Origin of the sequence: Mycobacterium timonense (assembly GCF_025821985.1) — a bacterium.
Classification (GTDB): Bacteria; Actinomycetota; Actinomycetes; order Mycobacteriales; family Mycobacteriaceae; genus Mycobacterium; species Mycobacterium avium.
In genome coordinates, this window is record NZ_JACKSY010000095.1 from 1 (window position 1) to 26,431 (window position 26,431).

27 protein-coding genes and 2 pseudogenes are annotated in these 26,431 nt (G+C 66.8%); 9 read left to right on the top strand and 20 right to left on the bottom strand.

The annotated features are described in order from the left end of the window. Together H7I87_RS20435 and H7I87_RS20440 are read right to left on the bottom strand one after the other, a co-directional pair. Positions 1 to 1,573, bottom strand: a 1,573-nt coding sequence (locus tag H7I87_RS20435; RefSeq protein WP_264002855.1) for a 3-hydroxyacyl-CoA dehydrogenase NAD-binding domain-containing protein, incomplete at its 3' end; no start/stop codon positions are given. Between the two features lie 4 nt (positions 1,574 to 1,577). Beyond that, complete coding sequence (locus H7I87_RS20440) at positions 1,578 to 2,789, bottom strand: acetyl-CoA C-acetyltransferase (protein ID WP_009975099.1); 1,212 nt, start codon at positions 2,787 to 2,789, stop codon at positions 1,578 to 1,580. A gap of 417 nt (positions 2,790 to 3,206) precedes the next feature. Between H7I87_RS20440 and H7I87_RS20445 the strand changes: the two genes are divergently transcribed. Further along, the gene (locus tag H7I87_RS20445) at positions 3,207 to 4,388 is read left to right on the top strand and encodes a pyridoxal phosphate-dependent aminotransferase (RefSeq protein ID WP_063967044.1); all 1,182 of its coding nucleotides are present in this window, start codon (positions 3,207 to 3,209) and stop codon (positions 4,386 to 4,388) included. Between the two features lies 1 nt (position 4,389). Here H7I87_RS20445 and H7I87_RS20450 read toward each other — a convergent pair whose 3' ends face one another. From H7I87_RS20450 to H7I87_RS20465, 4 genes and pseudogenes are all read right to left on the bottom strand, one after another. Next, the gene (locus tag H7I87_RS20450; RefSeq protein ID WP_011723872.1) at positions 4,390 to 4,845 is read right to left on the bottom strand and encodes an SRPBCC family protein; all 456 of its coding nucleotides are present in this window, start codon (positions 4,843 to 4,845) and stop codon (positions 4,390 to 4,392) included. Between the two features lie 6 nt (positions 4,846 to 4,851). Further along, positions 4,852 to 5,316: an SRPBCC family protein gene (locus tag H7I87_RS20455; RefSeq protein ID WP_010948974.1), complete on the bottom strand. Its 465-nt coding sequence runs from the start codon at positions 5,314 to 5,316 to the stop codon at positions 4,852 to 4,854. 57 nt (positions 5,317 to 5,373) lie between these two features. Beyond that, positions 5,374 to 6,453, bottom strand: a complete 1,080-nt coding sequence (locus tag H7I87_RS20460; protein ID WP_095786059.1) for a CaiB/BaiF CoA transferase family protein — start codon at positions 6,451 to 6,453, stop codon at positions 5,374 to 5,376. A 5-nt stretch (positions 6,454 to 6,458) separates the two neighbouring features. Further along, positions 6,459 to 6,901: pseudogene (locus H7I87_RS20465) on the bottom strand (SRPBCC family protein). Positions 6,902 to 6,966: 65 nt separating this feature from the next. On the opposite strand from H7I87_RS20465, the gene H7I87_RS20470 reads away from it, so the two are divergent. Next, entirely contained in the window at positions 6,967 to 8,652 is a 1,686-nt protein-coding gene (locus H7I87_RS20470) for an alpha-keto acid decarboxylase family protein (RefSeq protein WP_009975093.1), read from the top strand. Here the strand turns inward: H7I87_RS20470 and H7I87_RS20475 are convergent. From H7I87_RS20475 to H7I87_RS20495, 5 genes are all read right to left on the bottom strand, one after another. After that, positions 8,649 to 8,834, bottom strand: a complete 186-nt coding sequence (locus tag H7I87_RS20475; protein WP_003872942.1) for a (2Fe-2S)-binding protein — start codon at positions 8,832 to 8,834, stop codon at positions 8,649 to 8,651. The genes H7I87_RS20470 and H7I87_RS20475 overlap by 4 nt on opposite strands. Before the next feature lie 10 nt (positions 8,835 to 8,844). Further along, a complete protein-coding gene (locus tag H7I87_RS20480; RefSeq protein ID WP_016705570.1) occupies positions 8,845 to 9,471 on the bottom strand; it encodes a hypothetical protein in 627 nt (208 codons plus the stop codon). After that, complete coding sequence (locus H7I87_RS20485) at positions 9,468 to 10,943, bottom strand: FadD3 family acyl-CoA ligase (RefSeq protein WP_003872944.1); 1,476 nt, start codon at positions 10,941 to 10,943, stop codon at positions 9,468 to 9,470. The genes H7I87_RS20480 and H7I87_RS20485 overlap by 4 nt, the downstream gene beginning before the upstream one ends. 16 nt (positions 10,944 to 10,959) lie before the next feature. Further along, positions 10,960 to 12,150 carry an amidohydrolase family protein gene (locus H7I87_RS20490; RefSeq protein WP_009975090.1) on the bottom strand — a complete coding sequence of 397 codons (1,191 nt, stop codon included), beginning with the start codon at positions 12,148 to 12,150 and terminating at the stop codon, positions 10,960 to 10,962. An 88-nt stretch (positions 12,151 to 12,238) separates the two neighbouring features. Further along, complete coding sequence (locus tag H7I87_RS20495) at positions 12,239 to 12,658, bottom strand: lipoprotein LpqH (protein ID WP_011723865.1); 420 nt, start codon at positions 12,656 to 12,658, stop codon at positions 12,239 to 12,241. A gap of 108 nt (positions 12,659 to 12,766) precedes the next feature. Between H7I87_RS20495 and H7I87_RS20500 the strand changes: the two genes are divergently transcribed. Continuing rightward, positions 12,767 to 13,522, top strand: coding sequence for an enoyl-CoA hydratase/isomerase family protein (locus H7I87_RS20500; protein ID WP_062908684.1), 756 nt, complete (start codon positions 12,767 to 12,769; stop codon positions 13,520 to 13,522). Next, positions 13,519 to 13,962: an Rv2576c family protein gene (locus H7I87_RS20505; RefSeq protein WP_003872951.1), complete on the top strand. Its 444-nt coding sequence runs from the start codon at positions 13,519 to 13,521 to the stop codon at positions 13,960 to 13,962. The genes H7I87_RS20500 and H7I87_RS20505 overlap by 4 nt, the downstream gene beginning before the upstream one ends. Here the strand turns inward: H7I87_RS20505 and H7I87_RS20510 are convergent. After that, positions 13,878 to 14,615, bottom strand: coding sequence for a TetR/AcrR family transcriptional regulator (locus tag H7I87_RS20510; protein WP_011723864.1), 738 nt, complete (start codon positions 14,613 to 14,615; stop codon positions 13,878 to 13,880). The two genes, H7I87_RS20505 and H7I87_RS20510, sit on opposite strands and share 85 nt — an antisense overlap. A 193-nt stretch (positions 14,616 to 14,808) precedes the next feature. Between H7I87_RS20510 and H7I87_RS20515 the strand changes: the two genes are divergently transcribed. Continuing rightward, on the top strand, positions 14,809 to 16,104 hold the full coding sequence (locus H7I87_RS20515) for a cytochrome P450 (protein WP_003872955.1): 1,296 nt from the start codon (positions 14,809 to 14,811) through the stop codon (positions 16,102 to 16,104). Between the two features lies 1 nt (position 16,105). Here the strand turns inward: H7I87_RS20515 and H7I87_RS20520 are convergent, their stop codons facing one another. From H7I87_RS20520 to H7I87_RS20535, 4 genes are read right to left on the bottom strand one after another with little or no spacing between them, the layout of a single operon-like run. Beyond that, positions 16,106 to 16,363 carry a cytochrome C oxidase subunit IV family protein gene (locus tag H7I87_RS20520; protein ID WP_031344484.1) on the bottom strand — a complete coding sequence of 86 codons (258 nt, stop codon included), beginning with the start codon at positions 16,361 to 16,363 and terminating at the stop codon, positions 16,106 to 16,108. A 24-nt stretch (positions 16,364 to 16,387) separates the two neighbouring features. Continuing rightward, complete coding sequence (locus H7I87_RS20525; RefSeq protein WP_003872959.1) at positions 16,388 to 16,966, bottom strand: cytochrome c oxidase subunit 3 family protein; 579 nt, start codon at positions 16,964 to 16,966, stop codon at positions 16,388 to 16,390. Beyond that, positions 16,963 to 17,769 (bottom strand): MFS transporter, encoded by an 807-nt coding sequence (locus tag H7I87_RS20530; protein ID WP_003872960.1) that lies wholly within the window; start codon positions 17,767 to 17,769, stop codon positions 16,963 to 16,965. Before H7I87_RS20530 ends, H7I87_RS20525 begins: the two co-directional genes overlap by 4 nt. Next, positions 17,766 to 18,530 carry a hypothetical protein gene (locus tag H7I87_RS20535; RefSeq protein ID WP_011723861.1) on the bottom strand — a complete coding sequence of 255 codons (765 nt, stop codon included), beginning with the start codon at positions 18,528 to 18,530 and terminating at the stop codon, positions 17,766 to 17,768. Before H7I87_RS20535 ends, H7I87_RS20530 begins: the two co-directional genes overlap by 4 nt. Positions 18,531 to 18,629: 99 nt before the next feature. Between H7I87_RS20535 and H7I87_RS20540 the strand changes: the two genes are divergently transcribed. Continuing rightward, on the top strand, positions 18,630 to 19,232 hold the full coding sequence (locus tag H7I87_RS20540; RefSeq protein ID WP_009975079.1) for a TetR/AcrR family transcriptional regulator: 603 nt from the start codon (positions 18,630 to 18,632) through the stop codon (positions 19,230 to 19,232). A gap of 5 nt (positions 19,233 to 19,237) precedes the next feature. Here H7I87_RS20540 and H7I87_RS20545 read toward each other — a convergent pair whose 3' ends face one another. Beyond that, complete coding sequence (locus H7I87_RS20545; protein ID WP_224097168.1) at positions 19,238 to 19,639, bottom strand: hypothetical protein; 402 nt, start codon at positions 19,637 to 19,639, stop codon at positions 19,238 to 19,240. Positions 19,640 to 19,840: 201 nt separating this feature from the next. Here H7I87_RS20545 and H7I87_RS20550 point away from each other — a divergent pair, with 201 nt between their 5' ends. From H7I87_RS20550 to H7I87_RS20560, 3 genes are all read left to right on the top strand, one after another. After that, a complete protein-coding gene (locus H7I87_RS20550) occupies positions 19,841 to 20,584 on the top strand; it encodes an Rv1363c family protein (RefSeq protein ID WP_011723859.1) in 744 nt (247 codons plus the stop codon). Further along, entirely contained in the window at positions 20,581 to 21,186 is a 606-nt protein-coding gene (locus H7I87_RS20555; protein WP_011723858.1) for an Rv1363c family protein, read from the top strand. The genes H7I87_RS20550 and H7I87_RS20555 overlap by 4 nt, the downstream gene beginning before the upstream one ends. Before the next feature lie 133 nt (positions 21,187 to 21,319). Continuing rightward, the gene (locus H7I87_RS20560; RefSeq protein ID WP_003872966.1) at positions 21,320 to 21,841 is read left to right on the top strand and encodes an Rv2253/PknI dimerization domain-containing protein; all 522 of its coding nucleotides are present in this window, start codon (positions 21,320 to 21,322) and stop codon (positions 21,839 to 21,841) included. A 72-nt stretch (positions 21,842 to 21,913) separates the two neighbouring features. On the opposite strand, the gene H7I87_RS20565 is transcribed toward H7I87_RS20560, so the two are convergent. The 3 genes and pseudogenes from H7I87_RS20565 to H7I87_RS20575 all read right to left on the bottom strand — a co-directional run. Then, complete coding sequence (locus H7I87_RS20565; RefSeq protein ID WP_011723857.1) at positions 21,914 to 23,641, bottom strand: MCE family protein; 1,728 nt, start codon at positions 23,639 to 23,641, stop codon at positions 21,914 to 21,916. Further along, a complete protein-coding gene (locus H7I87_RS20570) occupies positions 23,642 to 24,949 on the bottom strand; it encodes an MCE family protein (RefSeq protein ID WP_033722387.1) in 1,308 nt (435 codons plus the stop codon). After that, a pseudogene (locus H7I87_RS20575) lies at positions 24,946 to 26,262 on the bottom strand (MCE family protein); the annotation flags it as partial. The pseudogene H7I87_RS20575 and the gene H7I87_RS20570, both read right to left, overlap by 4 nt. Positions 26,263 to 26,431 lie beyond the last annotated feature (169 nt).

Consider the following 26,431-nt stretch of genomic DNA (forward strand, 5'->3'; position numbering starts at 1 on the left):
CGCCCTCACCGAGCATGGCCAGCGCCTCGTTGACGAAGGTGCCGATGACGCGGCTGGTGAAGAAGCCGCGGCTGTCGTTGACCACGATCGGGGTCTTGCCGATGGCCAGCGTGTAGTCGAACACGCGGGCCAGCGCCTCGTCGGAAGTCTTCTCGCCCTTGATGATTTCGACCAGCGGCATCTTGTCGACCGGGGAGAAGAAGTGGATCCCGATGAAGTCCTCCTGCCGCTTGACACCGGTGGCCAGACCGGTGATCGGCAGCGTCGAGGTGTTGGAGCCGAGCAGCGCGTTGGGCTCGACGATGTCCTCGATCTCCTGGAAGACCTTGTGCTTGAGTTCCTGGTTCTCGAACACCGCCTCGATCACGAAGTCGACGCCCTTGAAGTCGGCGGCGTCGGCCGTCGGGGTGATGCGGTCCAGCAGCGACTTGCTCTTCTCCTCGGTGGTCTTGCCCCGCTGAAGTGCTTTGGCCTCAAGCTTTTCCGAGTAGCCCTTGCCCTTCTGGGCGGCCTCGAGGCTGACGTCCTTGAGCACCACGTCGAAGCCGGCCTTGGCCGAGACATAGGCGATGCCGGCGCCCATCATGCCCGCGCCGAGCACACCGATCTTGTTGATCTTGACCGGCTCGATGCCCTCGGGGCGGGAGCCGCCGCCGTTGATGTGCTGCAGGTCGAAGAAGAACGCCTGGATCATGTTCTTGGCGACCTGGCCGGTGACCAGCTGGGTGAAGTAGCGGCTCTCGATGCGACTGGCGGTGTCGAAGTCCACCTGAGCGCCCTCGACGGCCGCGTCCAGGATGGCACGCGGTGCGGGCATCGGGGCGCCCTTGAGCTGCTTTTTGAGCAGCGCCGGGAACGACGGCAGGATGCCGGCCAGCGCGGGGCTGGACGGGGTGCCGCCGGGCATCTTGTAACCCTTTTTGTCCCAAGGCTGTTCGTGGGCGTCGGGGTTGGCCTTGATCCACGCCTTGGCGGCGGGCACCAGTTCCTCGACGCTGCCGACCAGCTCGTCGACCAGGCCGATCTCCTTGGCCTTGTCCGGCTTGAACCGGGTGCCCTGGCTCAGGATGTTCATGAACGCGTTCTGGATGCCGAACATCCGCACGGTGCGGGTCACCCCGCCGCCGCCGGGCAGCAGGCCCAGGGTCACCTCGGGCAGGCCGACGACCAGCCCCTTGACGTCCGCGGCGATCCGGTGGTGACAGGCCAGCGCGATCTCCAGCCCGCCGCCCAGCGCCGCGCCGTTGATGGCGGCCACCACCGGCTTGCCGAGCGTCTCCAGCGCGCGCAGGTCGCGCTTGACCGCCTCGACGGTGTCGAACGCCTCACCGGCGTTCTCCGGGCCGAGGTTGATCATGCTCTTGAGGTCACCGCCGGCGAAGAACGTCTTCTTGGCGCTGGTGATCACCACACCGGTGATCGAATCCTTCTCTGCCACAAGGCGTTCGACGGCGTTGTGCATCGATTCCTTGTAGTGCTCGTTCATCACATTGGCCGACCCGGTCGGGTCGTCGAGCGTCAGCGTGACGATGCCGTCGGCGTCCTTGTCCCACTTGATGGTGTTCTCTGCCATGGTCTTAAACCCTCTCGATGATGGTGGCGACACCCATGCCGCCGCCGATGCACAGCGTGATCAGGGCGCGACGCGCGTTGCGGCGCTCGAGCTCGTCGACCATGGTGCCGGTGATCATGGCGCCGGTGGCGCCCAGCGGGTGGCCCATCGCGATGGCGCCGCCGTTGACGTTGAGCTTCTCGTCGGGAATGTTGAGGTCCTTCTGGAACTTCAGCACCACCGACGCGAACGCCTCGTTCAGTTCGAACAGATCGATGTCGTCGATCGTCAGGCCGGCCCGGTCGAGCACCTTGCGGGTGGCCGGGGTGGGGCCGGTGAGCATGATGACCGGGTCCGAGCCGCTGGTCGCGGTGGCCACGATGCGGGCCCGCGGGGTCAAGCCCTGCGACTTGCCGGCCTTTTCGCTGCCGACCAGCACCAGCGCAGCGCCGTCGACGATGCCCGAGCTGTTGCCGCCGGTGTGGACGTGGTTGATCTTTTCGACCCAGTGGTACTTCTGCAGCGCCACGTCGTCGAAGCCGCCCATCTCGCCGACACCGTCGAACGCGGTCTTCAGCTTGGCCAGGCCCTCCATCGTGGTGTCGGGCCGCATGTGCTCGTCGTGGTCGAGGATGACCAGACCGTTCTGGTCACGCACCGGCACCACCGACTTGGCGAAGTAGCCGCCCGACCAGGCGGCGGCGGCCTTCTGCTGGCTGCGCAGCGCGTAGGCGTCGACGTCCTCGCGGGAGAAGCCCTCGAGGGTGGCGATCAAATCGGCGCCGATGCCCTGCGGCACGAAGCCGATCCGGTAGTTGGTCTCCGGGTCGGTGGCCCAGGCGCCGCCGTCGGAGCCCATCGGGACCCGGCTCATCGACTCCACACCGCCGGCCAGCACCAGGTCGTCCCAGCCGGAGCGCACCTTCTGGGCGGCGGTGTTGACGGCCTCGAGGCCCGAGGCGCAGAACCGGTTGAGCTGCACGCCGCCGGTGGTCTCGGGCAGGCCGGCGGCCAGCACCGCGGTGCGGGCGATGTCGCCGCCCTGGTCGCCGACCGGCGAGACGACGCCCAGAATCATGTCGCTGATCAGCGTCTCGTCCAGGTCGGGGTAGCGCCGGCGCAGCTCGTCGACCAGGCCTACCACCAGGTTGAGCGGCTTCACCTCGGTCAGCGAGCCGTTCTTCTGCTTGCCCCGCGGTGTGCGGATGGCTTCGTAGATAAAAGCTTCTTCGGACATGACGACTTCCTGTTCTGGCCTGTTCTGGCGAATAGGGTGCGAATCCGTCTTCAAGACAAGGTTCCGGCCCCACCCTAACAGGGCCCCCGTCCAACCTGTTGGTTGGGCACTTCCGCGCAGGTCAGCGAGGCCTTGGCTCTTTCCCGCCGAGGCCCAGGCGCCGGCCCGCTGGGGCTGTTTCCCGCCGAGCGCCAGGCGCCGGCCCGCTGGGGCTCTTTCCCGCCGAGCGTGAAACTAACTTCACGCTCGGCGCCGAACGTGAAACTAACTTCACGCTCGCCGGGGAGAGCCGCTCGCCGGGCAGAGCCGAGCCGCTCGCCGGGGAGAGCCGCGCGCCGGGGAGAGCCGCGCGCCGAGGAGAGACGCTCGCCGGGGAAGCGGCGGGGCGGCGACCCGCCGGGCCTAAGCTCGACCACCATGACGGTCTCGCGACTGCGCCCGTACGCCACCACGGTGTTCGCCGAGATGTCGGCGCTGGCCGCGCGGGTGGGGGCGGTGAACCTCGGCCAGGGCTTTCCCGACGAGGACGGGCCCGCGGAGATGCTCAAGGCCGCCCACGAGGCGATCGCCGACGGCGTCAACCAATACCCGCCCGGGATCGGGATCGCGCCGCTGCGGCATGCCATCGCGGCCCAGCGACACCGCCGCTACGGCATCGAGTACGACCCCGACACCGAGGTGCTGGTGACGGTCGGGGCCACCGAGGCGATCGCCTCGGCGGTGATCGGCCTGGTCGAACCCGGCTCCGAGGTCCTGCTCATCGAGCCGTTCTACGACTCCTACTCGCCGGTGATCGCGATGGCCTCCGCCCAGCGGGTCGCCGTACCGCTGGTCCCCCACGGCCGCGGCTTCGCCCTGGACGCCGACGCACTGCGGCGGGCGGTAACGCCGCGCACCCGCGCGCTGATCGTCAACTCGCCGCACAATCCGACCGGCACGGTGCTCGGTGCCACCGAACTGGCGGCCATCGCCGAGGTCGCGGTGGAGTCCGACCTGCTGGTGATCACCGACGAGGTGTACGAGCATCTGGTCTTCGACGACCACCGGCATCTGCCGCTGGCCGGCTTCGACGGCATGGCCGAGCGCACGATCACCATCTCCAGCGCGGCCAAGATGTTCAACTGCACCGGCTGGAAGATCGGATGGGCTTGCGGCCCAGCACATCTCATCGCCGGAGTGCGTGCCGCCAAGCAGTACCTGAGCTATGTCGGGGGTGCGCCGTTCCAGCCGGCGGTGGCGTTGGCGTTGGAGACGCAGGACGCCTGGGTGGCTGATCTGCGCGACCGTCTGCGGGCCCGCCGGGACCGGCTGGCCACCGGGCTGATCAACATCGGGTTCGAGGTGCACGACAGCGCCGGCACCTATTTCCTGTGCGCCGATCCGCGCCCGCTGGGCTACGACGACAGCGTGGCGTTCTGCGCGGCGCTGCCGGAGAAGGTCGGGGTGGCCGCGATCCCGTTGTCGCCCTTCTGCGACCCGGCCGGAGCGCACGGGCCGGCCGACGTGTGGAATCACTTGGTGCGCTTCACCTTCTGTAAACGCGACGACACCCTCGACGAGGCGATCCGGCGGCTGGCCGCGCTGCGCGGCACCGGCTAAGTCAGTCAGCCCGGCCGAACGCCTCCGGCACCATCACCCGCTTGCGCAGCCCCTCCAGCGCGGCGTGCAGGATCTTCTTGCGGGCCCGCCTGACCCAGAACTCCGGTAGCGGCACCCACGGTTCGACCGTGATGGTGAAGCGCACCCGGGTCTTGTCGTCGCCCAGCCGGCTCAGGTTGTACTCGCCGTGCTGACCGTGTTGCTGGGCCGTCCTGTCGGCGTCCCACACCATCCAGTCGGGGCCCCAGTGGTATTCGAGCAGTTCGGTGTCATGGATTCCGACCACCGCGATCGTGACCCGCACGTGGTGCGGCCTGCCGTCGGGATGCTTGTCGATGACCTCGACCCGCTTGTGCACCGACGACCACGACGGCACCGCGTCCATGTCGGCGAGCGCCTCCATGATCACCTCCGGAGGCGCGTCGATGACGATTTCCGACGACGCTTGCACGGCCACGGCCGACTATTCCGCCTCCCCCGAATCCCTCAAATCCTTGGCGCGCATCACCAATTCCTGCAATCCCTTCATCGCGGCGTCGAGGACGTTCTCGCTCGCCCGCCTGACGATGAACGCGGGCATGGGGCGGCCGGGTTCGACGGTGACGTCGAAGCGGACCCGGGTCTGGCCGACGCCCTCGGGTTTGAGGTTGTACTCGACGTGCTGACCGTGTTGCTGCGAGGTGCCTTTGGCGTCGTAGACCACCCAGTCGGGACCCCAGTGATATTCCAGGATCTCCTTGTCGACCAGCCCCAGGATCTTGATGGTGGTCTTGACGTGGTGCGGCCGACCGTCGGGATAGCGGTCGATCACCTCGATGTGTTTGTGCAGCGGTGACCACGACGACAGGACGCCGACATCTGTCAGCGCCTCCATGACCACTTCTGGCGGCGCGTTGACGACGAATTCGCGTGATGCTTTTACGGCCACTGAGATGAACTTAGCAACGCCGCTGCCGGTGCGGAACGGTTCGACGTAACCGGCGTTCTACCAGTTGATTTCGTCCAGCGGCGTGGATGTCGCGGGCGGTCGCCCGACCGGCCGGGCGGGGGTGTGCGAAAAGCGGGGGGCGGGCGCGGCCTGGTCGACGCCGTGGGCGGTGATCACCGTGGACCGCGCCCGCAGGTGCTCGCTCGCGGCCGCCTCACTCCACGTCAGCACCGGGGTGACGCACGCGTCGGTGCCGGCGAACACTCGCGCCCATTCGTCACGGGTTCGGCCGGCGAACCGCTGGGTGAAAATCTCGCGCATCCGTGGGTAGGAATCCCGGTCGAGCTGGCCGGGCACCTCCTCCGGTGACAGGCCAAGCCCGTCGAGCAACGCCGCGAAGAACTGCGGCTCGATGGCGCCGACGGCGACGTACTTGCCGTCGGCGGTCTCGTAGCAGCCGTAGAACGGGGCGCCGCCGTCGAGCAGGAACGATTCGCGCCGGTCGCGCAGTGCGCCAGTGGACTTCATCGTCCACATCATCTGGGCCAGCAGGCTGACCCCGTCCACCATCGCCGCGTCGATCACCTGCCCGCGGCCGGAGCGTTCCCGTTCGTAGAGCGCGGCGGTGATGCCGAGCAGCACCAGCATCGAGCCGCCGCCGAAGTCGGCCACCAGGTTCAGCGGCGGGAGCGGCGGACGGTCGGCGTGGCCCAGCGCCGACAGCACGCCGGTCTGCGACAGATAGTTGATGTCGTGGCCGGCCGTCTGCGCCAGCGGCCCGTGCTGCCCCCAGCCGGTGATGCGCGCGAAGATCAGCCGCGGGTTGACGGCCGCGCAGTCGTCGGGACCGATGCCGAGTCGCTCGCAGGTGCCGGGGCGGAAACAGTCCAGCAGCACATCGGCTTTGGCGGCCAGATCCAGCAGCGCCCGCGGTCGGGCTTTGACGTCCAGGTCGACGATCCGCTTGCCGCGGTGCAGCAGATCGCGGTCCTCCGACGGCATGGCCGCCACGCCGGGCCGGCGCACCCGCACCACGTCGGCCCCCAGATCGGCGAGCACCATCCCCGCATGTGGCCCCGGGCCGATGCCGCCCAATTCGATGACCCTCACCCCGGCCAGCGGCCCTCCGCTGCTCACCGCGTCTACTTCCCCTTCTTCACCTCGAGCACCCGCTGACGCAGCGCCTTGGTCGCGGAATCGATGGTGCCCTTCACGGCGCGCTTGAGCACGAACCCCGGCAGCGGCACGTTCGGGTCCGCGACAAGCTCGAACTTGACCAGCGTCGCGTCGCCCTGCGGCACCAGGGTGTACTTCCCGTCCTGCGCCTTCTGCTGCGACGAGCTGACCAGCGTCCAGCTCACCACGTTGTCCGCCCACGTATAGGCGACGACCTGCTCGTCGGTGATCCCGGCGACCTTGACCTTCATCCTGACCTGGCTGGGCCGCCCGTCGCGCCGGTCGCCAGGACCTCGGCGCTCTGGTGCGGCTCCGACCATTGCGGCATCGATTCGAAATCGGCGATGACGTCCAGAATCTCCTCCGGACTGGCTTCGATGACGATGTCGCGGGATTCTTTCAGTGCCATGGCCCGCACGATACTGGGACGGCGTCGCGCCCGGACGGGATTCGACCGAGCGTACCGTCGTGCCTGTGACTGATGCTGCGACCGAACCCGCATACACCGTCGGTGACTACCTGTTGGACCGCCTCGCCGAACTCGGCGTCTCGGAGATCTTCGGCGTCCCGGGTGATTACAACCTCGAGTTCCTCGACCACATCGTCGCCCACCCCAGGCTGCGCTGGGTCGGCAACGCCAACGAGCTCAACGCCGGCTACGCCGCAGACGGATACGGCCGGCTGCGCGGAATGTCGGCGCTGGTAACGACATTCGGGGTCGGCGAGCTGTCTGCGGCCAACGCGGTGGCGGGCAGTTACGCCGAGCAGGTGCCGGTGGTGCACATCGTCGGCGGCCCGTCGAAAGACGCGCAGGGCACCAGACGCGCGCTGCACCATTCGCTGGGCGACGGGGACTTCGAGCACTTCTTCCGAGTCAGCCGCGAAATCACTTGCGCTCAAGCAAATCTCATGCCCGCGACGGCGCGCAGAGAGATCGACCGGGTGCTGTCGGAGGTGCGCGAGCAGAAGCGACCCGGCTACATTCTGCTGTCCACCGACGTGGCCCGCTTCCCCACCGAGCCACCCGAGGCTGCGCTGCCCCGCTACACCGGCGGTACCAGCCCCCGCGCACTGGCGATGTTCACCGACGCCGCCGCGGCACTCATCGGCGAGCACCGGATCACCGTGCTGGCCGACCTGCTGGTGCACCGGCTGCAGGCGATCAAGGAGCTCGAGGCGCTGCTGGCGGCCGACGTGGTGCCGCACGCCACGCTAATGTGGGGCAAGAGTCTGCTCGACGAGAGCTCACCGAACTTCCTGGGCATCTACGCGGGCTCGGCCAGCGCGCCGGCGGTGCGCACCGCGATCGAAGAGGCACCCGTATTGGTCACCGCCGGGGTGGTGTTCACCGACATGGTCAGCGGCTTCTTCAGCCAGCGGATCGACCCGGCCCGGACCATCGACGTCGGCCAGTACCAAAGCAGTGTGGCCGGAGAGGTGTTCGCGCCGTTGGAGATGGGCGAAGCGCTTCAGGCGCTGACCGCGATCCTCACACGGCGCGGGGTCTCCTCGCCGCCGGTGGCCTCGCCGCCGGCCGAGCCGCTGCCGCCGCCCCCACCCCGCGAGCAACCGCTGACCCAGAAGATGGTGTGGGACCGGGTGTGCACGGCCCTCACACCGGGCAACGTGGTGCTGGCCGACCAGGGCACCTCCTTCTACGGCATGGCAGACCACCGGTTGCCGCAGGGAGTCACCTTCATCGGCCAACCGCTTTGGGGCTCAATCGGTTACACGCTGCCCGCCGCGCTCGGCGCGGCGGTGGCGCACCCGGACCGCCGGACGGTGTTGCTGATCGGGGACGGCGCCGCGCAGTTGACCGTCCAAGAGCTCGGCACCTTTGCCCGCGAAGGGCTTTCCCCCGTCATCGTGGTGGTCAACAACGACGGCTACACCGTCGAGCGGGCGATCCACGGCGAGACGGCGCCCTACAACGACATCGTCGGGTGGAAGTGGACGGAGGTCCCCAACGCGTTGGGCGTCACCGATCACCTGGCGTTCCGGGTGCAGACCTACGGCGAACTCGATGACGCGTTGACCGCCGCGGCGCGGCACCAAGACCGGATGGTGCTGGTCGAGGTGGTGCTGCCACGGCTCGAGATCCCGCGCCTGCTGGTCGAACTCGTGCGACCGACCTCACCGGACGGCAGCCCGCGCCGCTAGATCGAGTTCGGCGTTCGATTGCCGGACGAGGATCGCAGGATGGCCTGCACGGTGCGCCGGCAGCGGCCGCAATCGGCGCCGGCTCCGCATGCCCGGGCGACTTCGTTGGTGGTCGACGCGCCGCACTGCACGGCCTCGGTCACGGTCTGGCTGGTGACCCCGTTGCACAGGCACACGAACACCGGCGGATCCTCAGTCCGCCCCGATACGCATCATGTCGAAGAAGCGGCCCACGAACAGGGGCGGGTAGGCGCCGATACCCGCCCCGGACATCCATTGGGCCGCGGCGTCGGGATGGTCGATCCACTCCCGCGCGCTGTCCTCGTCGGGGAACTCCTGCAGGATCAGCACTTCATGGTCGTCGTCGAAGGCCTGGAACACCCAGGTCTTCCGGATGCCGGCTTGGGCGAATCTGTCGATGGCGGAACTGACTTCGGAGGTCAGCAGGGTGACGTCGTTGACCGAGGCGATCGCGGCCACCACGACGCCGGGCGCCCGCGGGTTCGTCGGCGGTTGGGTGATGAACCGGTCGACGATCTCGCCGGCGAACACCGCGGGGATATCGTCGACGCCGGCCTCGTCGAACCAGTCGAAGAACACCCGCGACCGCAGCAGTTCGACGATCGGCTCCCGGCTGTGCACGCCGATCATCACCAGCACCCGGCCGTAGTCGTGCGTCGAGGTGTAGACGAGCACATGGTGCGCGCCGATATCGGCGAGCGCCGCCTTGTTGCGTTCCAGCAGCGGCCACACCCGGGTCGGATCCGGCACCCGGTAATCGGACGCGATCACCATCGAATGAATATCGCCGTTGTTCAACGGAGTTGGTCTTTCATGACTTTCCCGGTGGCGTTGAGCGGCAACGCGTCGAGAAACTCGACGGTCCTTGGCACTTTGAATCCTGCCATCCGATCTCGACACCACGCCAGCAAGTCACTTTCGGACACCTCGGCGTTCGCCACCACGAATGCCTTGCCCACCTGGCCCATCCGTTCGTCGGGCACGCCGATCACGGCGGCCTGCGCGACGGCCGGGTGGTTGAGCAGGAAGCCCTCGATCTCGGCGGGGTAGGCGTTGAAGCCGCCGACGATGAACATGTCCTTCTTGCGCCCGACGATGCGCAGCCGCCCGGTCTCGGTGAAGGTGCCCAGGTCCCCGGTGTGCAGCCAGCCGTCGGCGTCGATCGCCTCGGCCGTGCCGGCGGGATCGTCGAGGTAGCCCTGCATCACGCCGTAGCCGCGCACCAGCACCTCGCCGTCGTCGGCGATGCGCACCTCGACCCCCTCGCACGGCACGCCCGCGGTGGTCGCCACGTCCTCGAAGGAATCGCCGGGCCGCGACAATGTCACGTTTCCGGCCTCGGTCAGTCCGTAGCCGGTCATCAGCGTCTGGAACGGCAGCTCGTCGTGGATGCGACGGACGAGTTCGACGGGGATGTCGGCGGCGCCGGTCACGCCGGCCCGCAACGTCGCCAGCTTGGACTTGTCCGGCACGGTCAGCAACGAGTGGTACAACGTCGGCGGGCCGGGTAGCATCGTAATGCGTTCTCGTTCAATGAGATCCACCACCGTGTCGACGTCGAACACCGGGACCGGCAGCATCGTCGCGCCGCGCAGAAACGACGTGATGAGCCCGGCCTTCAGACCGAAGGTGTGGAAGTAGGGGTTGATCTGCAGGTAGCGGTCGCCCTCGCGCAGATCCGCCAGCGTCGCCCACTCGTCGTACATCCGCAGCGTCTGGCGATGGTTCATCATGGCGCCCTTCGGGCGGCCGGTCGTGCCGGAGGTGAAGATGATGTCGGAGATGTCGGTGCCGTTCACCGGCCGCGAGAACGGGGAGCCGCTGGACAGGAAGTCGGACTTGATGTCGATGACCGGGATCCCCGCCGGCGCGGCGTAATCCTGTCCGAGGAAACCCTTTTGGACCAATACGGCCTTGACCCTGGCCCGGACGATGATGTCGGCGGCCTCCTCGGTCTTGAACCGGGTGTTGACCGGCACCAGCACGCCGCCCGCGGTGAGCAATCCGAACGCCGCGATGATCCACTCGGCCGAATTGGGCGCCCACACCGCGACGCGATCACCCTTTTCGACGCCGAGCTCAGCGAAAGCACCTGCGGCGCAACGTATTCGCTCGACAACCTGCTGGAAAGTCAAGCGCAGCGGACCGTCGACGACTGCTTCCGCGTCGCCGAAGCGGTCCGCCGCGCTCAAGACCATCTCGGGGATGGTCTGCCACCGTGGACTGTTCAGGTTGGCCGACTCCTCCTCATCGCGCTTCGCGCTCTGCATCGTCGTCGGCCGGGCGTCACACCGTGACGAGTCGACCGAGGTTGCCGCCCATGATCTTGGCCTGGTCCTCGACGGGCAGGTGCGACAGCGCGTTGACGTAGTAGGTCGGCTCCGCCAGCCCTTCAGGGTGCGGCCAGTCCGAGCCGTACAGGACCTGATCCACGCCGACCAGGTTGACCAGGTCGTCGATGCCGTCCTCGAAGAACGGGCTGACGTGGATGCGGTTCTTGACCATCTCGACGGGGTCGCTGGGGAAGGCCTCCGGGGCTTTCCGGAAGACCTCGGCCAGCCCGTCCAGCAACGGCGTCATCCACTTCGAACCGGCCTCGACGATCGCCACCTTCAGCTTCGGGTGACGGTAGAGCGCGCCGTGGATCACCCACGACGCCACCGAGTCCTGGATCGGCCGCCACTCGTTGAGGATGCCCATGGCGTTGGTCTGGAACGGCAGCATCTCCTGGTCGGCGCCGTCCCACTCGGAGGTGTAGCGGGAGTAGCCGCTGTCGGAGGAGTGCATGCCGACCAGCACGTCGTACTCGACGACGCGCTCCCAGAACGGGTCGAACTCGGGCAGCGCGAACGACCGGGGCCCGCGGAAGCCGGGGACCGGCGCCGGGCGGACCAGGATGGCGCGGGCGCCCCGCTTGACCACCCACTCCAGCTCCTCGATCGCCTTCTCCACGATCGGCAGGGTGATGACCGGGGTAGTGAAGATCCGGTTCTGGTAGTTGAAGCCCCACACCTCGTCGAGCCACTGGTTCAGCGCGTGGATGAGGACGTGGATGGCGACCGGGTCGTCGCGCAGCCGCTCCTCGATCAGGCTGGCCAGCGTCGGGAACATCAGGGTGCGGTCCAGGCCCAGCTCGTTCATCTTCTCCAGGCGCGGGCCGGGCTCGAAGAAGGCCGGGATCGCGCGCATCGGCTCACCGAACAGCTCGCGCTTGCTCTTGCCCTCGGGGTTGCCGTATTTGAAGTACTCCTCCCAGGCACCCGGGCGGGCCACCACCTCGAAGGTGGGGTTGGGGATGTAGTTGCTGATCACGCCGCGCAGCGCGATCTTGGTGCGCCCGTTGATCTGCACGTACTGGACGAAGTCCTTGTACTCCTTGGGCAGGAACTTGGTCAGCGCTTCCGGCGGCTCGTAGAGATGGTTGTCCGCGTCAAAGATCGGAAACGGGACGTCTTCCCGGTGAGACAGTTGCCCCATGAAATCCTCCTTCGCAATTTGCGAGAATTGTATTCTCTACAGGTGCCCACCGCAACGTGGCCGCCGCTGGGACGACGATTCGGCGAGGTCAGCAGGTCACGACGATTTTGAAGGTGGCCGTGGCCGGTTCACCGGGCTTGTCGGTCTTGTAGCCGTCGGCGGTGCCGCTGATGGTGAACTTGTCTCCCGTCATGCTCATGTCGGCGCTTCCGCTGCCACCCCGCGAGTACATGCCGCTGAAACCACTCAAGTTCTGGATGTGCACGGACTCGACGACCGGCGGCTGCGCGTTTTCGTCGACGGCCACCTTGGCGCCGGAGAAGTCGGCCCCGATGTCGATCATGCGTCTCCACTCCAACTGCCGGCAGGTGACGATGTGGAAGTTTCGGTCCTTGCCGTCGACGGTCACCGATGCCGTGCTGGAGAGCTGGGCCGGCGGCCGCGACGTGCATGCTCCCAGCAGGGCGACGGTGAGGGCCGCGCCGGCCGCCACGAATCGGTTCCGCACCGAGTCACCTCCCGCCTCGCCGATGAAAGTTCCTGGGCCTGCAGCGATGATGTTATTCTCGCGAAAAGAGAATGCCAATATCGGGCCGGTGCCAAGGAGCGACAACGCATGGTGGACCTCGAGATCGACGATGGGCTGGCGGTGCTCACCATCGATCGCCCGCATGCGCGCAACGCCATCGCGCTGGACACCATGGACCAACTGGAGAAGGCGCTCGACGCGGCCGCGGGCACGCAGGCGCTGGTGATCACGGGCGCCGGCGACCGCGCTTTCGTGTCCGGCGGTGATCTCAAGGAGCTGAGCGCGCTGCGCACCGAGGAGGATGCCGCGGCGATGGCCCGACGGATGCGGGCCATCTGCGACCAGCTGGCCGACTTCCCCGCGCCCGTCGTTGCCGCCCTCAACGGCCACGCCTTCGGCGGCGGCGCCGAGGTCGCCGTCGCCGCCGATATTCGGGTGGCGGCCGACGACATCAAGATCGCCTTCAACCAAGTGGCGCTGGAGATCATGCCGGCCTGGGGCGGAGCCGAGCGGCTGGCCGCGCTGGTCGGACAGAGCAGGGCGCTGCTGCTGGCCGGTTCGGGAACCGCGCTCGACGCGGTCGAGGCCGAACGAATCGGCCTGGTGGACCGGGTGTTGCCGCGCGACGTCTTCGACTCGGCGGAGCAGGGCTGGCGGTCGATCGCGCGGTCGTTGGCGCGCCGCCCGGCGGCCGAGATAAAGCGGGTAATCCGCGGGGTTTCTCCCGAGGAGGCGATAGCATCCTTTGCACGGCTATGGGTTGCCGACCCGCACTGGCAGGCCGCGGAACGGGTCATGGCCCGCAACACCAAACCTCGCCCGGCAGCCGGAGGAGCGTCATGACCATCAATCCGAGGACGGCCATGGGCGTCGGGTCCGTCGCGTCGCTGACTTCTCTGTTAGTGGCATCGGGTGTGCTGGTGGGCGCCGGACGTGCGCATGCCGACGACCCGCCGGTCATGCACCACGTCAAATACACCGTCACCGCACAGAACCCGATCTACACCAGCATCTATTACCTCGACCATGAGCCGGCCATTTTCGCCGACTACAGCCACAACCCCTATTCGTTCACGCCGCACGTCGACGTCGACCTCGCGCCGGGCAAGCCGTGGAGCTACGAGCTGGATCTGTCCAAGCCCGAGGTGTACGCGATGGTCGTGGCCAGCACGGGCACCGAACCCGGCACGCCAGGGCTTCACTGCGATCTGACGGTCGACGGAGCCGTCGTGGTATCCAAGGACGGCCCCAAGGGCGTGCTCTGCTCGATCCGGCCCTGGTGAACCGTCCAGGACGACGGCGCACCCGCGATCGGCTTCGGCTCACCTTCCAGCCGGCGCAGGTAACTCTCGACCAGCTGCACGGTTTCGGCGTGCCCGCTCGACATGCCGATCGCCTGCTCGAGCACCAGGAAGCGGGACAAGCTGGTCATCAGCACGGTCCACACCACCGGCGGCACGTCCTTGTTCTGCACCCCGTAACGCTCCAGCGCGGCGGCAACCGCCCGTTGTTGTTCGTCGCGGAAACGTTCTGCATAGTAAGCGATTTCGGCCCGCATGTCTTTACGGTGGTTGGCCAGCGCCATGAATTCCATCGATATCTGGGTGAAGGCGGGATCCGTGCCGAACCGCCACACCGCCCACAACGGCTGATCGGACTGCAGCGCTTGCGCCTGCACCGCAAGGCCTTCCTCGGCACGGCGGCGGAAAACCTCGAGGAACAACTCCTCCATGGTGCGGAAGTAGTAGTGCACCAGTTGAGGTTTCAATCCCGCCCGGCTCGCCAGGCGCCGCGAAGTCACCGCCGCATAACCCTCTTCGAGCATCAACCGCTCGGCGGCATCGAGCAGCAGACCACGGTTTTTCGCGTCCGGCGCCCCGATCCTGCGGGCTCCCGAAGAGGCCCCGGACGAGGCTCCCGAAGAGGCCGATGTCATGTCCCTGCTCCGTACTGTGTGCCATCCCTGCCGACCCCACGGATCGTATCGTGGCGCGGCGTTGCGATCTTGACCCTGACATTACCGCCATGCTAAGCAGGTGCTCAGCACATTTTCGATCTCGCAATCGGGCGGCGGTACGGCTTGCCGCCGAACACCACCGGTAAAACCCAGCCCAGGGGGACGCACTCCGATGAGCAATTTCGACTCGATCGACTTCTTCACCGATCCGTCGCTGGTCCCAGATCCGCACCCGTACTTCGACTACCTGCGCAGCCAGAACCCGGTGCTGCGGCTGCCGCACTACGGCGTCGTCGCGATCACGGGCTACGAAGAGGCCACCGAGGTCTACAAGGACCCGGAGACGTTCTCCAACATCGTCGCCCTCGGCGGGCCCTTCCCGCCGCTGCCCTTCACGCCCGAAGGCGACGACATCAGCGCCCAGATCGATGCGCACCGCAGTTCGTTCCCGATGTTCGAGCACATGGTCACCATGGATCCGCCGGAGCACACCAAGGCCCGTTCGGTGCTGGCCAAGCTGCTGACCCCGAGCCGGCTGAAGCAAAACGAGGAGTTCATGTGGCGCCTCGCCGACCGCCAGCTCGACGAGTTCCTGCACAACGGTGAATGCGAGTTCATCGCCGAATACTCAAAGCCGTTCGCCACCTTGGTGATTGCCGACCTGCTCGGCGTGCCCGAGGAAGACCACACCCAGTTCCGCACGGTCTTGGGCGCCGACCGTCCCGGCGCGCGGGTGGGCGCCCTGGACCACGAGACGGTCGGCATCAACCCGCTGGAATGGCTCGACGACAAGTTCTGCAACTACATCGAGGAGCGGCGGCGCGAGCCGCGCGCGGACGTGCTGACCTTCCTGGCGGAGGCGAAATATCCGGACGGATCCACGCCCCCGGTCATCGAGGTCGTCCGCTCGGCGACGTTCCTGTTCGCCGCCGGTCAGGAGACCACCGCCAAGCTGCTCAGCGCGGCCCTGCAAGTGCTCGGCGACCGGCCCGACATCCAGCAACAGCTTCGGGAGGACCGCAGCCTCATCCCCGCATTCATCGAGGAGTCGCTGCGGATGGAGAGCCCGGTGAAAAGCGATTCCCGCTTGGCGCGCAGGGCGACCACCATCGGCGGCGTCGACATCCCCGCCGGCACGGTGGTGATGATCCTGCCCGGCGCCGCCAACCGCGACCCGCGCCGGTTCGAGAACCCACACGAATTCGACTTGCGGCGCAAGAACGTTCGCGAACACATGGCGTTCGCCCGTGGCGTCCACTCCTGCCCGGGCGGGCCGCTGGCCCGGGTCGAGGGACGGGTGTCGATCGAGCGCATCCTGGACCGGATGCCGCACATCGAGATCAACGAAACTCACCACGGTCCGGCCGGCGACCGCCGCTACACCTACGAGCCGACCTACATCTTGCGGGGGTTGAGCGAACTGCACCTGACGTTCACCACCGCGGACGCCGTCGCACCGGTGGGCTGAATCAAACGGTCATCCCGATGAAGTAGCAGCCGAGCATCGCCGCGGCCATGATCACCACCCAGGCATCGGTGAGCCGGCACAGCAGCACCGGCGCGTTGCGCACCTCCATGAACTCGCGAAAGATGATGCGCACCTTGACGAGTGCGATCACGATGACGCTCGCGGTGACCACCGCGCCGGCCTTGCGGGATCCCCCGGCGGAATGATCTATCCCCAGGTAGGCCAGCGTCAGCGCCGACAGCACCAGCCAGACGATCATCAACCGCTTGTTGAATTTCACCGTTTACCTCACCACATACAGCAACGCGAAGATGAGCACCCACAGGAAATCGACGGTGTGCCAATAGGTCGCGCAGGTTTCGACGAGCTCCTGCGAGCGGCGGGCCGGGCTGCGCAGCTGGTAGACGACGACGCCGAGCGCGACGAACCCGATCAGCAGATGCACGAAGTGGATGCCGGTGAGAAAGAAGTAGTAGGTGAAGAAGTCGTTGCTGTCCAACCCGTTTCCGGTGCGCACCAGCCGGGCCCACTCGAACACCTTGAAGAACAAAAACACCGCGGCGAAGGCGGCCGTGATGTACACGTCGCGCAGCGCCGCCCGGTAGACACCGGCCCGCGCCGACTGCACGCAGCGCGCCACCGACCACGAGCTCAGCAGCAGCACCAGGGTGTTGAACACGCCGATCCGCAGGTCCAGGTGCGCCTGGGAGTGCAGAAACAGCTCGGGGTTACGGGCGCGATAGAACAGGTAGAAACCGAAATACGCGGTGAAGACCAGGGTTTCGAACAGCACGAAGGCCCACATGTCCGGCTGCCCCGGCACGAACCGGGTTGTCGCGCGCCGCTCGGCCAGCCCGGTCATGACGTCACGCCTCTTTCCCTGGGCGCCGGATCGTCGGGCAGCGGGCCAGTGCCGAAATCCTCGCGGCGGATCATCTGGAACAGCATGACGATGAAAGTGACCTGGTAGATGCCGAACACGACCATGTCCAGCCACCAGGCGATCTGGCCGTCCCAGGCCAGCACGCTGCGCCGGAAGATCCAGCACGGCGCTACGACGACCTCGGTCAGCGCGTTGCACAGGTTGAGGTAGCCGAACCACTTGGGGAACACCCGGTTCTTGTCGAGCAGGATCGCGACCATCCAGATCAGCGAGCCGATCAGGAACACCCCCATGGTCCCGTCGAAAGACAGGAAGGCGAAATCGTAGAGCCAGCCGAGCACTTCGCGGTTGCGCTCGGGACGCAGTGTTCCGACGATCAGCGCGATGCACAGCAGCAACATGCCGGGGACCGCGGCCAGCGAGTAGATGACCAGGTACGAATAGCCGAAAGCACGGCTGACGGACATGCGCCGCATGGAATACGCGATGAGGGCGTTGTTGACCGCGGTCATGCCGGTGATGGCGAAGATGACGCCGAAGCCGAACGGGATACCGAGGCGGCGCTCGGAGAACCAATGTGCTTGCGTGGCAAGGTCCCAGGTGGGCTGTGGTGGCGGCTGGACCTGCGCCACGATGAAGAACATCGGGAAGAACGCGGCGTAGAAGACGACGAGCACCGTCCACGCCAGCCACAGCTCCCGTTTGGGGCCATGCCTCAGCTGCCAGAAGATCCGCTGATGCAGCGGGCCTGTGGACGTTGCCGGAGTCAGCACGGCGCTCAAGCGCTCACCAATTCATCTGCTCGGCCGGTGTTCTCGGCGCGCTCCCGGTAGATCGCCCGCCCCAAAACGACGCCCATCACGACGATCCACACCGCGATGGCGACGTTCTTCACCCAGAACGACAGCAAGCCGTCCCACGCCAGCGGGCCGGTCAGCGACACCCCGACGAAGGCCGCGGGCACCAGCGCGGCGGCCACCAGCAGGTTGAAGTGGGCCACCCAACGCGGGAACACCGGACGCGGCTGGCCATCGAAATAGATTGCCAGAGCTAGGATTACGCTTTGCCCGATCAAGAACGGCACCACGATGGTGAAGGTGATCCAGCCGAAGTCGTTGAGCAGCTGGGTCAGTTCGGGGCTGCGTTCCGGCCGGAACGCAGCCAGCAACCAGCAGACGTTGGCGACCAGGAACAGGGTCGGGCCGCCGGCCGCGCAGCCGAGCATGGCGTAGGAGAAGATCGGCGTCCGATGCGCCATGCGACGGATCTGCAGCACGATCAGCGTCAGGATCGGGACAAGGCACACGCCGAACCAGTTGAAAAGGATCATGCTGTACCGGATTTCGGGCAGGTGGGCCGGATCGCGGTAGAACGCGGCAACCTGGTCGGCCGGCAGCGACGGTGACATCGGCGGATTGAAGCCCGGAAAGAGGAAAAACGAGGCGATCCACAGGACCAAGGCAACCGGCAGTGTCCAGAACAGGATCAGCTCGCCGTCGACCCGGCGCGGCCCCCGCGCGTGGCCACCGTCGACGTCGGACATCGGTACTCCCTCCCGAACGAAGTCGGCCACTACTCGACTCGTCAGCGAAGCTAGCCGATCGGCTAGCCTCGGTCAATAGTCGTCGTCTAGTCTCGGTGCGTGGGCACGGCACGGCAGGCGGTCAGCGATGAGCAGTTCTGGCTCGTCGAGCACAGCCCTGCCCGGACGCGGGTGCTCGACGCCGCCCTGGATCTGTTCGCCGCGAACGGTGTCAGCGGTACGTCGCTGCAGATGATCGCCGACGCGGTCGGCATCACGAAAGCCGCTGTCTACCACCAGTTCCGAACCAAGGAGCAGATCGTCATCGCCGTGACCGAGCGAGAACTGGGCCGGCTGGTGCCGGCGCTCGAGGAGGCCGAAGCGCACGATGACGGGCCGCAAGCCCGGGACGCCTTGTTGGTGCGGGTGATCGAGATGGCGGTTCGTGACCGCCGATTGGTGCGCACGCTGCAGTTCGATCCCGTGGTCGTCCGGTTGCTGGCCGAGCACGAGCCGTTTCAACGGTTCATGGATCGCCTGTATCGGGTGCTGCTGAGCGATGCGGGTCTCGACGGGCGGATCGAGGCCGCCATGTTCTCGGGCGCGCTCAGCACCGCGGTCATGCATCCGCTGGTCGTCGACATCGACGACGAGACATTGCTGGACCGGGTCACCGATCTAAGCCGCCGCCTGCTCGGTCTGCCTCGCAAGCCCGTCGAGTAACGCGGCTACGTGTCGGCGCGGATCCAGCTCATGATGCCGTCGTGCGGATAACACACCAGGAACAGACCGTCGGGCGCCTGCGCGACGTAGTTCTGATAGTTCTGGCACTCGGTGTTTTCTTCCTTGACTCCCGCCATCGGCGGTGACCGGAACCATCTGGGCTGGTATCTCCTCGGCGAGCCGCAGAACATCAGCCGTCCCGGCTGCGCGCCGGGGGGTACGACGCTGTCATCGACACCGAAGACGTAATAGGTGGTGTTATCGCATGGAGCGCCCAGAACCTGGTGCGGCATGATGCCCGGAGTGCAGGCGGGGTAGTCGCACACAGTCGGCCCCGCCAAGGACGGTGGCGCCGCCAGCACGCCCGCGCAGAGCAACGCAGCAACCAGGGCCACGATTGATCGCACCCGATTACTCTGCCACACCTGAAAAGAAAATTCTCCTGCTTGGAGAAGATGACGCGGGACCGGTCGCCGTCACCGTCGCGCCGCAGCCGACGCCAGTGCGTCCCACGCGCGGTGCAGTGCGCATTTCCGCATGTGAGAGCCCCCCGGGAAGCCGGCCGACGAGGGCGTCGAGCTCAGGCCCGAGTGATAAGCTGCTTCTCCGTGCACCATCCGGAGGGGACTGACGCCGACCGGTTCGACGCCGCCTCGACGCCCACCCCGGAAGTGGACGCCGAAGACGAAGTCGCTAAGGCCGAGGCGCGCGCCGCAGCGGCGCGGGAACGCCTGTCGAGGCTGCGCGCAGCGGCCGGAACCAGCGGCGACGACGCCGCCGCCGAAGACGTCGAACAGCGTGCCACGAAGTCGGCCCGGGGCCGGCTGCGCCTCCCGCGGCGCCCCGGACGGTCGCGCTGGCTCCGCCTTCCGGGGCGCAGGGCAATCGCCGCCGGCGCCGGAATCCTGCTCGCCTCGGCATCGCTCGGCGCGAGCGGCTACATGGTCTGGCAACACCGGGTCGCCGCACACAACCGGCAGCTGTCGGACGAGTACGCCGCCGCGGCCCGGCAAGATGTCGTGCTGCTGATGTCGCTGAACGCCCAGCACGCCAGGGAGGACATCCAGCGCGTCATCGACGCCTGCACCGGCGATCTCAAGAAGCAATTGGAAGCGACGTCAGGCCTCATGCTGCAAAAGGCGGAGGAGTCGAAGGCCAGCAGCAAGGCAACCGTGGAAGCCGTCGGCGTCGAGTCGATGAGTCACGACTCGGCGGTCGTGCTGGTCGCGGCGAAAACCGATGTCACCAACGCGGACAACACGAACCGGCCACCCGTCGTGTGGCGGATCAGCGTTGGCCTCACGCGCGACGGCGGCCAGCTAAAAATGTCGAAAGTCGATTTCCTGCAATGACTGTCGAGCATGGTTCGTCGCTGGACGACGTGGAGACCACCGACAGGACGGAATCGCCGTCCGCGGGATCTGCTCGCGCCGGTAGGCTTGCCACCATCAAGCTCTGGGCCGGCCGGTGCGCGGCGCGGTGGCGTTCCATTGTCGCGACGGCGTTGGTCGCCGGCGCGGTCGGCGTCACCGTCAGCCTGTACTTCGTTCTGTACCGGCCGGATCAGCGCGTCGGCGACGCGGCGGCACACCGGGCAGTGCAAGCGGCGTCGGACGGTGCCGCGGCGGTGCTGTCCTATGCGCCCGAAAGCTTGAACCGTGATTTCGCGAAGGCGCAGTCGTATCTCACCGGTGATTTTCTCGCCTACTACACCAAGTTCACCGAGCAGATCGCGGCGCTGGCGCAGCAGAAGCAGGTCACCGAAACCGCGAAGGTGGTGCGGGCCGCCGTCTCGGAGTTGCATCCGGACTCGGCGGTCGTACTGGTGTTCATCAACCAGACGGCCACCAGCAAGCAGAAGCCCGAACCGCAGACGACCGCGAGCAGCGCCCGCGTGACGTTGACGAAAGTCAAGGGTTCCTGGCTGATCTCGAAGTTGGATCCGCTGTCGTGACCGCGGCCGTCTTTGGCTCAATCGATTCCGCGCCGCCGGCTCCGGTGTTATTCTCAGCCCGCGAGAACGCCGGCAACCGATGCCGAAAAGCTGCCGTAGGCACTGTCGGTTCATTCCCGCCGAGGAGCACCTGATGCGTTCAGTTCGAACTCTCACCACCGCAACGCTGGTCGCTGCCACCGCATTCGGCGGTCTCGGCGCCGCGGCCACAGCAGGGGCGACAACCAAGGAAGAAGTGGCCGTAAACGGAACGTTCCGCGCCACGTCCATCGGCGACTGGGCCCAGCGCAACGACCAGTACTTCGAAGAGCCGACGGTCGTCCAGACCTGGACCATCAGCTCGACGTGCGACACCTTTCAGGAATGCCATGGCACGGTGACCAGCGACCTGGGATGGACTGCCCCCCTTTATATGAGCGACGGGCAGATGTGGAAGGTGAAACACGAGGTGCCGAATTGGGAGCGGTGCGAGGACGGCACCGCGTTCACCGGGCAGCAGACCTTCTATTTCTACCCGGTGAACGAATACGGCGGCTATCAGCTCGGGTCATCGACCTTCGCCGGAAAGGACAAGACGGTCGGCCCGAGCGGCGCGTGCGGGCAAAACCAGTGGCTCGACATCGCGATGCCGCTGCGCCTGGACAAGCTGAGCTGAGCGAGCACCGCGGCCCCAATACGCTTACCCTGCACTGCTTTTGGTGCGTAGCGCCTTGACCGCTGCTCGGTGTTACGTGGGCAGCATGTCCTTCCATGTCTTGGGCGCTTTCGGGGTCACCAAATCCGACTGCTGATACAGCTTTCCGTCCGGCCCGACGTAACGACCGGTGCGCGGATCGTATTTGGCCACCACGACCGACGGCGCGGGCTTGGATGCCTTGCCTGCGAACGCGCTTGGCGCGGCCTGGGGCGCTGCACCGTCGACCTGATCCGGTGCCGCGGGCGCCGGTGGTGGCGGCGGCGGGGGAAGTTCCGTCGGCGTCGGGACGTCGAGCGGCGCTATGGGCGGCAGGTCGGCCGACATTCTCGACATGGGCGCCAGCGCCGGTGGTCCCGACGACGGCACCGGCGGCACGGCCGCCCCGACCGAACCCGGTGGCGGATTCTCGCCTCGAGGCCCAGCCGGCGCACCGCGCGGCACGGCCCCCGGCGGCAGCGGCGTCCCCTCGACGGGTCCGAAGATCCTGTCGTTGACGGTGACCCGGTCATCGGGCGGGACGCCCTGGGCAAGCAGATTCGGATCCAGTGGGTAGGGGCCCAGGACATGCTGTTTCATCGCCAGCGGCATGAAAGGCTGGTCGCTGTTGCAGATTTCGACGGTGGGCGCCCGCTTGCCCGGGTGCCCCATGCAGGGATAGTTGCGGGCACCGCGGACCGAGAGCGGCGAATCCTGCGGGAGTTTGCAATACAACCCGTCCGGCGTGTCGATGTCACTGAGGTCGTCCGGGGATCGCCAGGTGTTGGGAGGCATGAAGCCGACGGTGCAGATCGGTGGGTCGTCGATCGTCAGCGCGAAGTCACCCTGGGCGGTGCCCTCGGGATGGTTCGGGGCCGCGGCCGCCTGCTCGATGGCAACCGCGGACGGCAGCAACACCAGCAGTTGCTCGAGCGAAGGATGGTAGGTGATGCCGATCTGACCGATGGTGGTCAGGTTGGCGAGCAGCACCGGCAGCGTCGGCTTGATCTGATCGAGCAGTCGCGACGCCTCGTTCGCGGTCTCGGGACCCTTTTCCAGGATGGTGCGGAAGTGGGAATCGTTGTTCACCATCACATCCGAGATGCCGGCGAAGCTACGCGCCCAGGTTCGGATCGAATCGGTGGTTTGTGCCTGGGTATCCAGCAACGGCCCGGTGTCTTCGGTGAGGGCGCGGGTGCGATCGACGACGCCGTTGGCGTCGCGGGACAACGTCTGTGAGGAGTCGATCAGCGATCCAAGGTCGTAACCGGAACCATTGAAGCCCTGGAACGACTCGTCGAGCAATTGGCCGAGTTTGGTCTTCGGGATGCTCTGGACCAGGGCATTGACCTGATCCAGCATTGGCCCGACCGGCTGCGGAATCTTGGTGTCGCGCATGGCGATCACCGATCCGTCGTGCAGGTAGGGCGGTGAATTGGTCCTCGGCCGCAAGTCCACGTACTGCTCACCCACCGCGGACACACTGAGCACCTCCGCGGTCAGGTCCGCGGGGACCTTCGGTGAAGTGCTAAGCGACAGAGTCGCTTTCACACCGCTCGGGGTCAGCCCCACAGCGGTGACCTTACCGAGCTGAACCCCGCGGTAGGTCACGTTGGAAAACCGGTACAGGCCGCCGGTGGCCGGCAACTCCAGCGTCACCGTCATCCGGCCGATGCCCAGCAGGGTCGGCGCCTGAATGTAGAAGAGCACCATCGAGATCACGCCGATGGTCCCGGCGATCAGGAAGATCGCCAGCTGGATCCGGACGAAGCGCGTCAGCATCTATCCGCCACCTTCCGTCGGTGCCGTTGCCGCAGGCGGTGTTTGGCCGAGACCCGCGTCGGGCAGCGATGCCGCGCCCGGCGGGGGCCCCGGCAGCGGAGCCGCGCCCGGCGGGGGCCCCGGCAGCGGAGCCGCGCCCGGCGGAGGCCCGGGCAGCGGATCACCCACGATCTGCCTGGGTCCCGGACCGACCCACGGCGGCCGCAGCGGGTCGTGCAGCGGATCGTGGGTGTATTGCAGGTAATACGGGTCGCCGGGCTCCGGCACCAGCGGCTGGTCCAGCTGGCCCCAGTGGGTTCCCAACATCAGGCCACGCTTGAGCCGTGGGATCGACAGGTCCAAATCAACGTGCAGGTTGAAGTAGTCGCCGCGGACCGCCCGGTCGACGAAGTTCTGGGTGAACGGGAATACGAACCCCGCCGCGATCGCCGTGCCGAACTCCGGTCCGACGTCGGCGAGCGCGCGGATGGTCGGCTCCAGGTTCTTGAGGTTCTGCACCAGGTCGGCCTGGGAGTCGTTGACCAACCGGGTGGCGGTGTTGCTGAAGACGCGCAGCTTGTCCAGGGCGGCGGTCAGGCGTGGCCGCTCCTTGATCAGCACATCGAGTGCCGGCGGTACCTTTTGCAGCGCCTGGCTGACAACGTCGCGTTGCTCGGCGAATGTGCCGGCGAGGCGGTTGAGCGCCTGGATGGAGTCGACGATGTTGTCGCGTTGATCGTCCAGCGTTCCGACGAACGTGTCGAGGCGAGTGATCAAGTCACGCACCGCGCCCTCGCGCCCGGACAGCGCGGCGGAGAAGTTGTGGATGATCTCGCCGATCTGTCCCAGCCCTCCCCCGTTGACGACCGCACCCAGCGACGACAGCGTCTGCTCGGTCGACGGGTAGGCCGACGACCGGCTGAGCGGGATGGTGGCACCCGGCTGCAACCGCCCGCTCCCCTGCTGGCCAAGCGGCGTATTGAGTTCGACGTGCATCGACCCCAGCAGGCTGGTCTGGCCGACCGTGGCCACCACGTTTGCCGGGACGACGACGTCGCGCTTCACCGAGATTTCGACGTCGGCATGCCAGCCCTGCACCCTCATCTGACCGACGCTGCCGACCACGACGTCGTCGATCATCACCGGCGAATTCGACTCCATCGTGCCGACATTCGGGAGCTCGACATGGTAGATGTTGGCCCCCGGCCCGCGCCCGACCGCGCCGGGCAGCGGTAGTGAATTCAGGCCGTGGAATGCGCATCCCGTGGCGGTCACCATCACGCAACAGCCGATGGCGAACACCCGGCGGGTCGCTACTCGGGCGATCATTGTTGTGGCCCTTGCGCCGGCAGCAGCATGCCGGACACGCCCGGCTCCGGGGGCGGTGGCGGCGGCATCGGTGTCGATGGCGGCGGCGGCAGCGGCATCGCTGCGCCCGGTATCCGCGCAGGCGGCTCCGCCCCCGGCGGTCCCACGGGATCACCGGGCAGGCCGGTGTAGGCCGACACCGCGGGCGGGATCTCGGGCGGTCCGGGCTTCGGGCCCTCGCCGCCGGGGGCAAGGCGCGGTTCGCTGTAGAGGATCTTGGACGGGTCCACCGACTTCTGCAGGAAGATATTGATCGGAATCGGCAGGTTGTTGAAGTTGAGCACCCGCAACCCGGGCCCGAGGAACAGCGAGCACAGCTTGCCCGATTCGACCGCGGTGATGTTCTCGATGGCACCGACTGCCGTGCAGCCGGGCACGGGCAGCGGAACCATGAGGCCCGAGAATGTCGGGTTCGCGAAGTTCATGATCCCGAACCCGCCGACGATGGTTCCGGTGTCGGCGTTGTAGTCGTTGAAGAAGTTGCCCAGCGCGTTCGGCGCCACGTGCAGGATGTTTTCCAGATCCATGTGGTGATCCACCAAAATCTGTGTGACATCGGCCAACCGGGCAATCTGCTCGCTGGTCTGGTTACGCGTTCCGGCGATGAAACGCTGCACCTCGCCGACCGCCGTCGACAGATCGGTCAGCGCCGCGTCCAGGTCCGACTTGCTGTCATTGACGACGCTGGTGAGCGTGGCCAGTCGGTCGTTGAACTGCACGATCTGGACGTTACTGTCGCGCAACGCGCCGACGAAGGTCTGCAGGTTTTTGATGATGTCGACGATGTTGCCGCTGCCGTTGGCAAGGATGCGGCCCACGCCTGACAGTTGAGCCAGTGTCTGCCGGAGCTTGTCGCCGTTGCCGTCGAGCGCATTGGCGGCGCTGTCGATGAACCGGCCCACCGACGTCCCCGACACGCCACTCTTGGGCCCCAAATCCGTTGCCAGCCTCATCAATTGAGTCTTGACCTCGTCCCACTCGACCGGCACGGCGGTCCGTTCCACGGGGATCACCGCGCCGTCGGGCATGACCGGCCCGCTGTCGCGGTAGGCCGGCGAGAGTTGCACGTAGCGGGCGGACACCAGGTTCGAGGCGACGATAACCGCCTTGGCGTCCGCCGGAATCGGCACGTCATGGTCGACCTTGAGCGTCATCTTGGCCTGGGTGCCTTGGGGCTCAATGGATTTGATGTTGCCGACCTTGACACCCGATACCCGCACCTCGTCGTTGGGGTAAATCGCGGTGGCGGTGGTGAAGTAGGCGGTGATCGTCTTTCCCGACTTTTATCAGGCTAGTGCGCACGTAGGCTGTGGATGTTTCCCGACTTTTATCAGGCTAGTGCGCACGTAGGCTGTGGATGTTTGCGAGGATTTCGGCGAGGTCGGGTGGTGGCGGTTCAGCAGCGGTCAGGGTGTGCTTGCCGGCTTGGATAGTGACGGTACG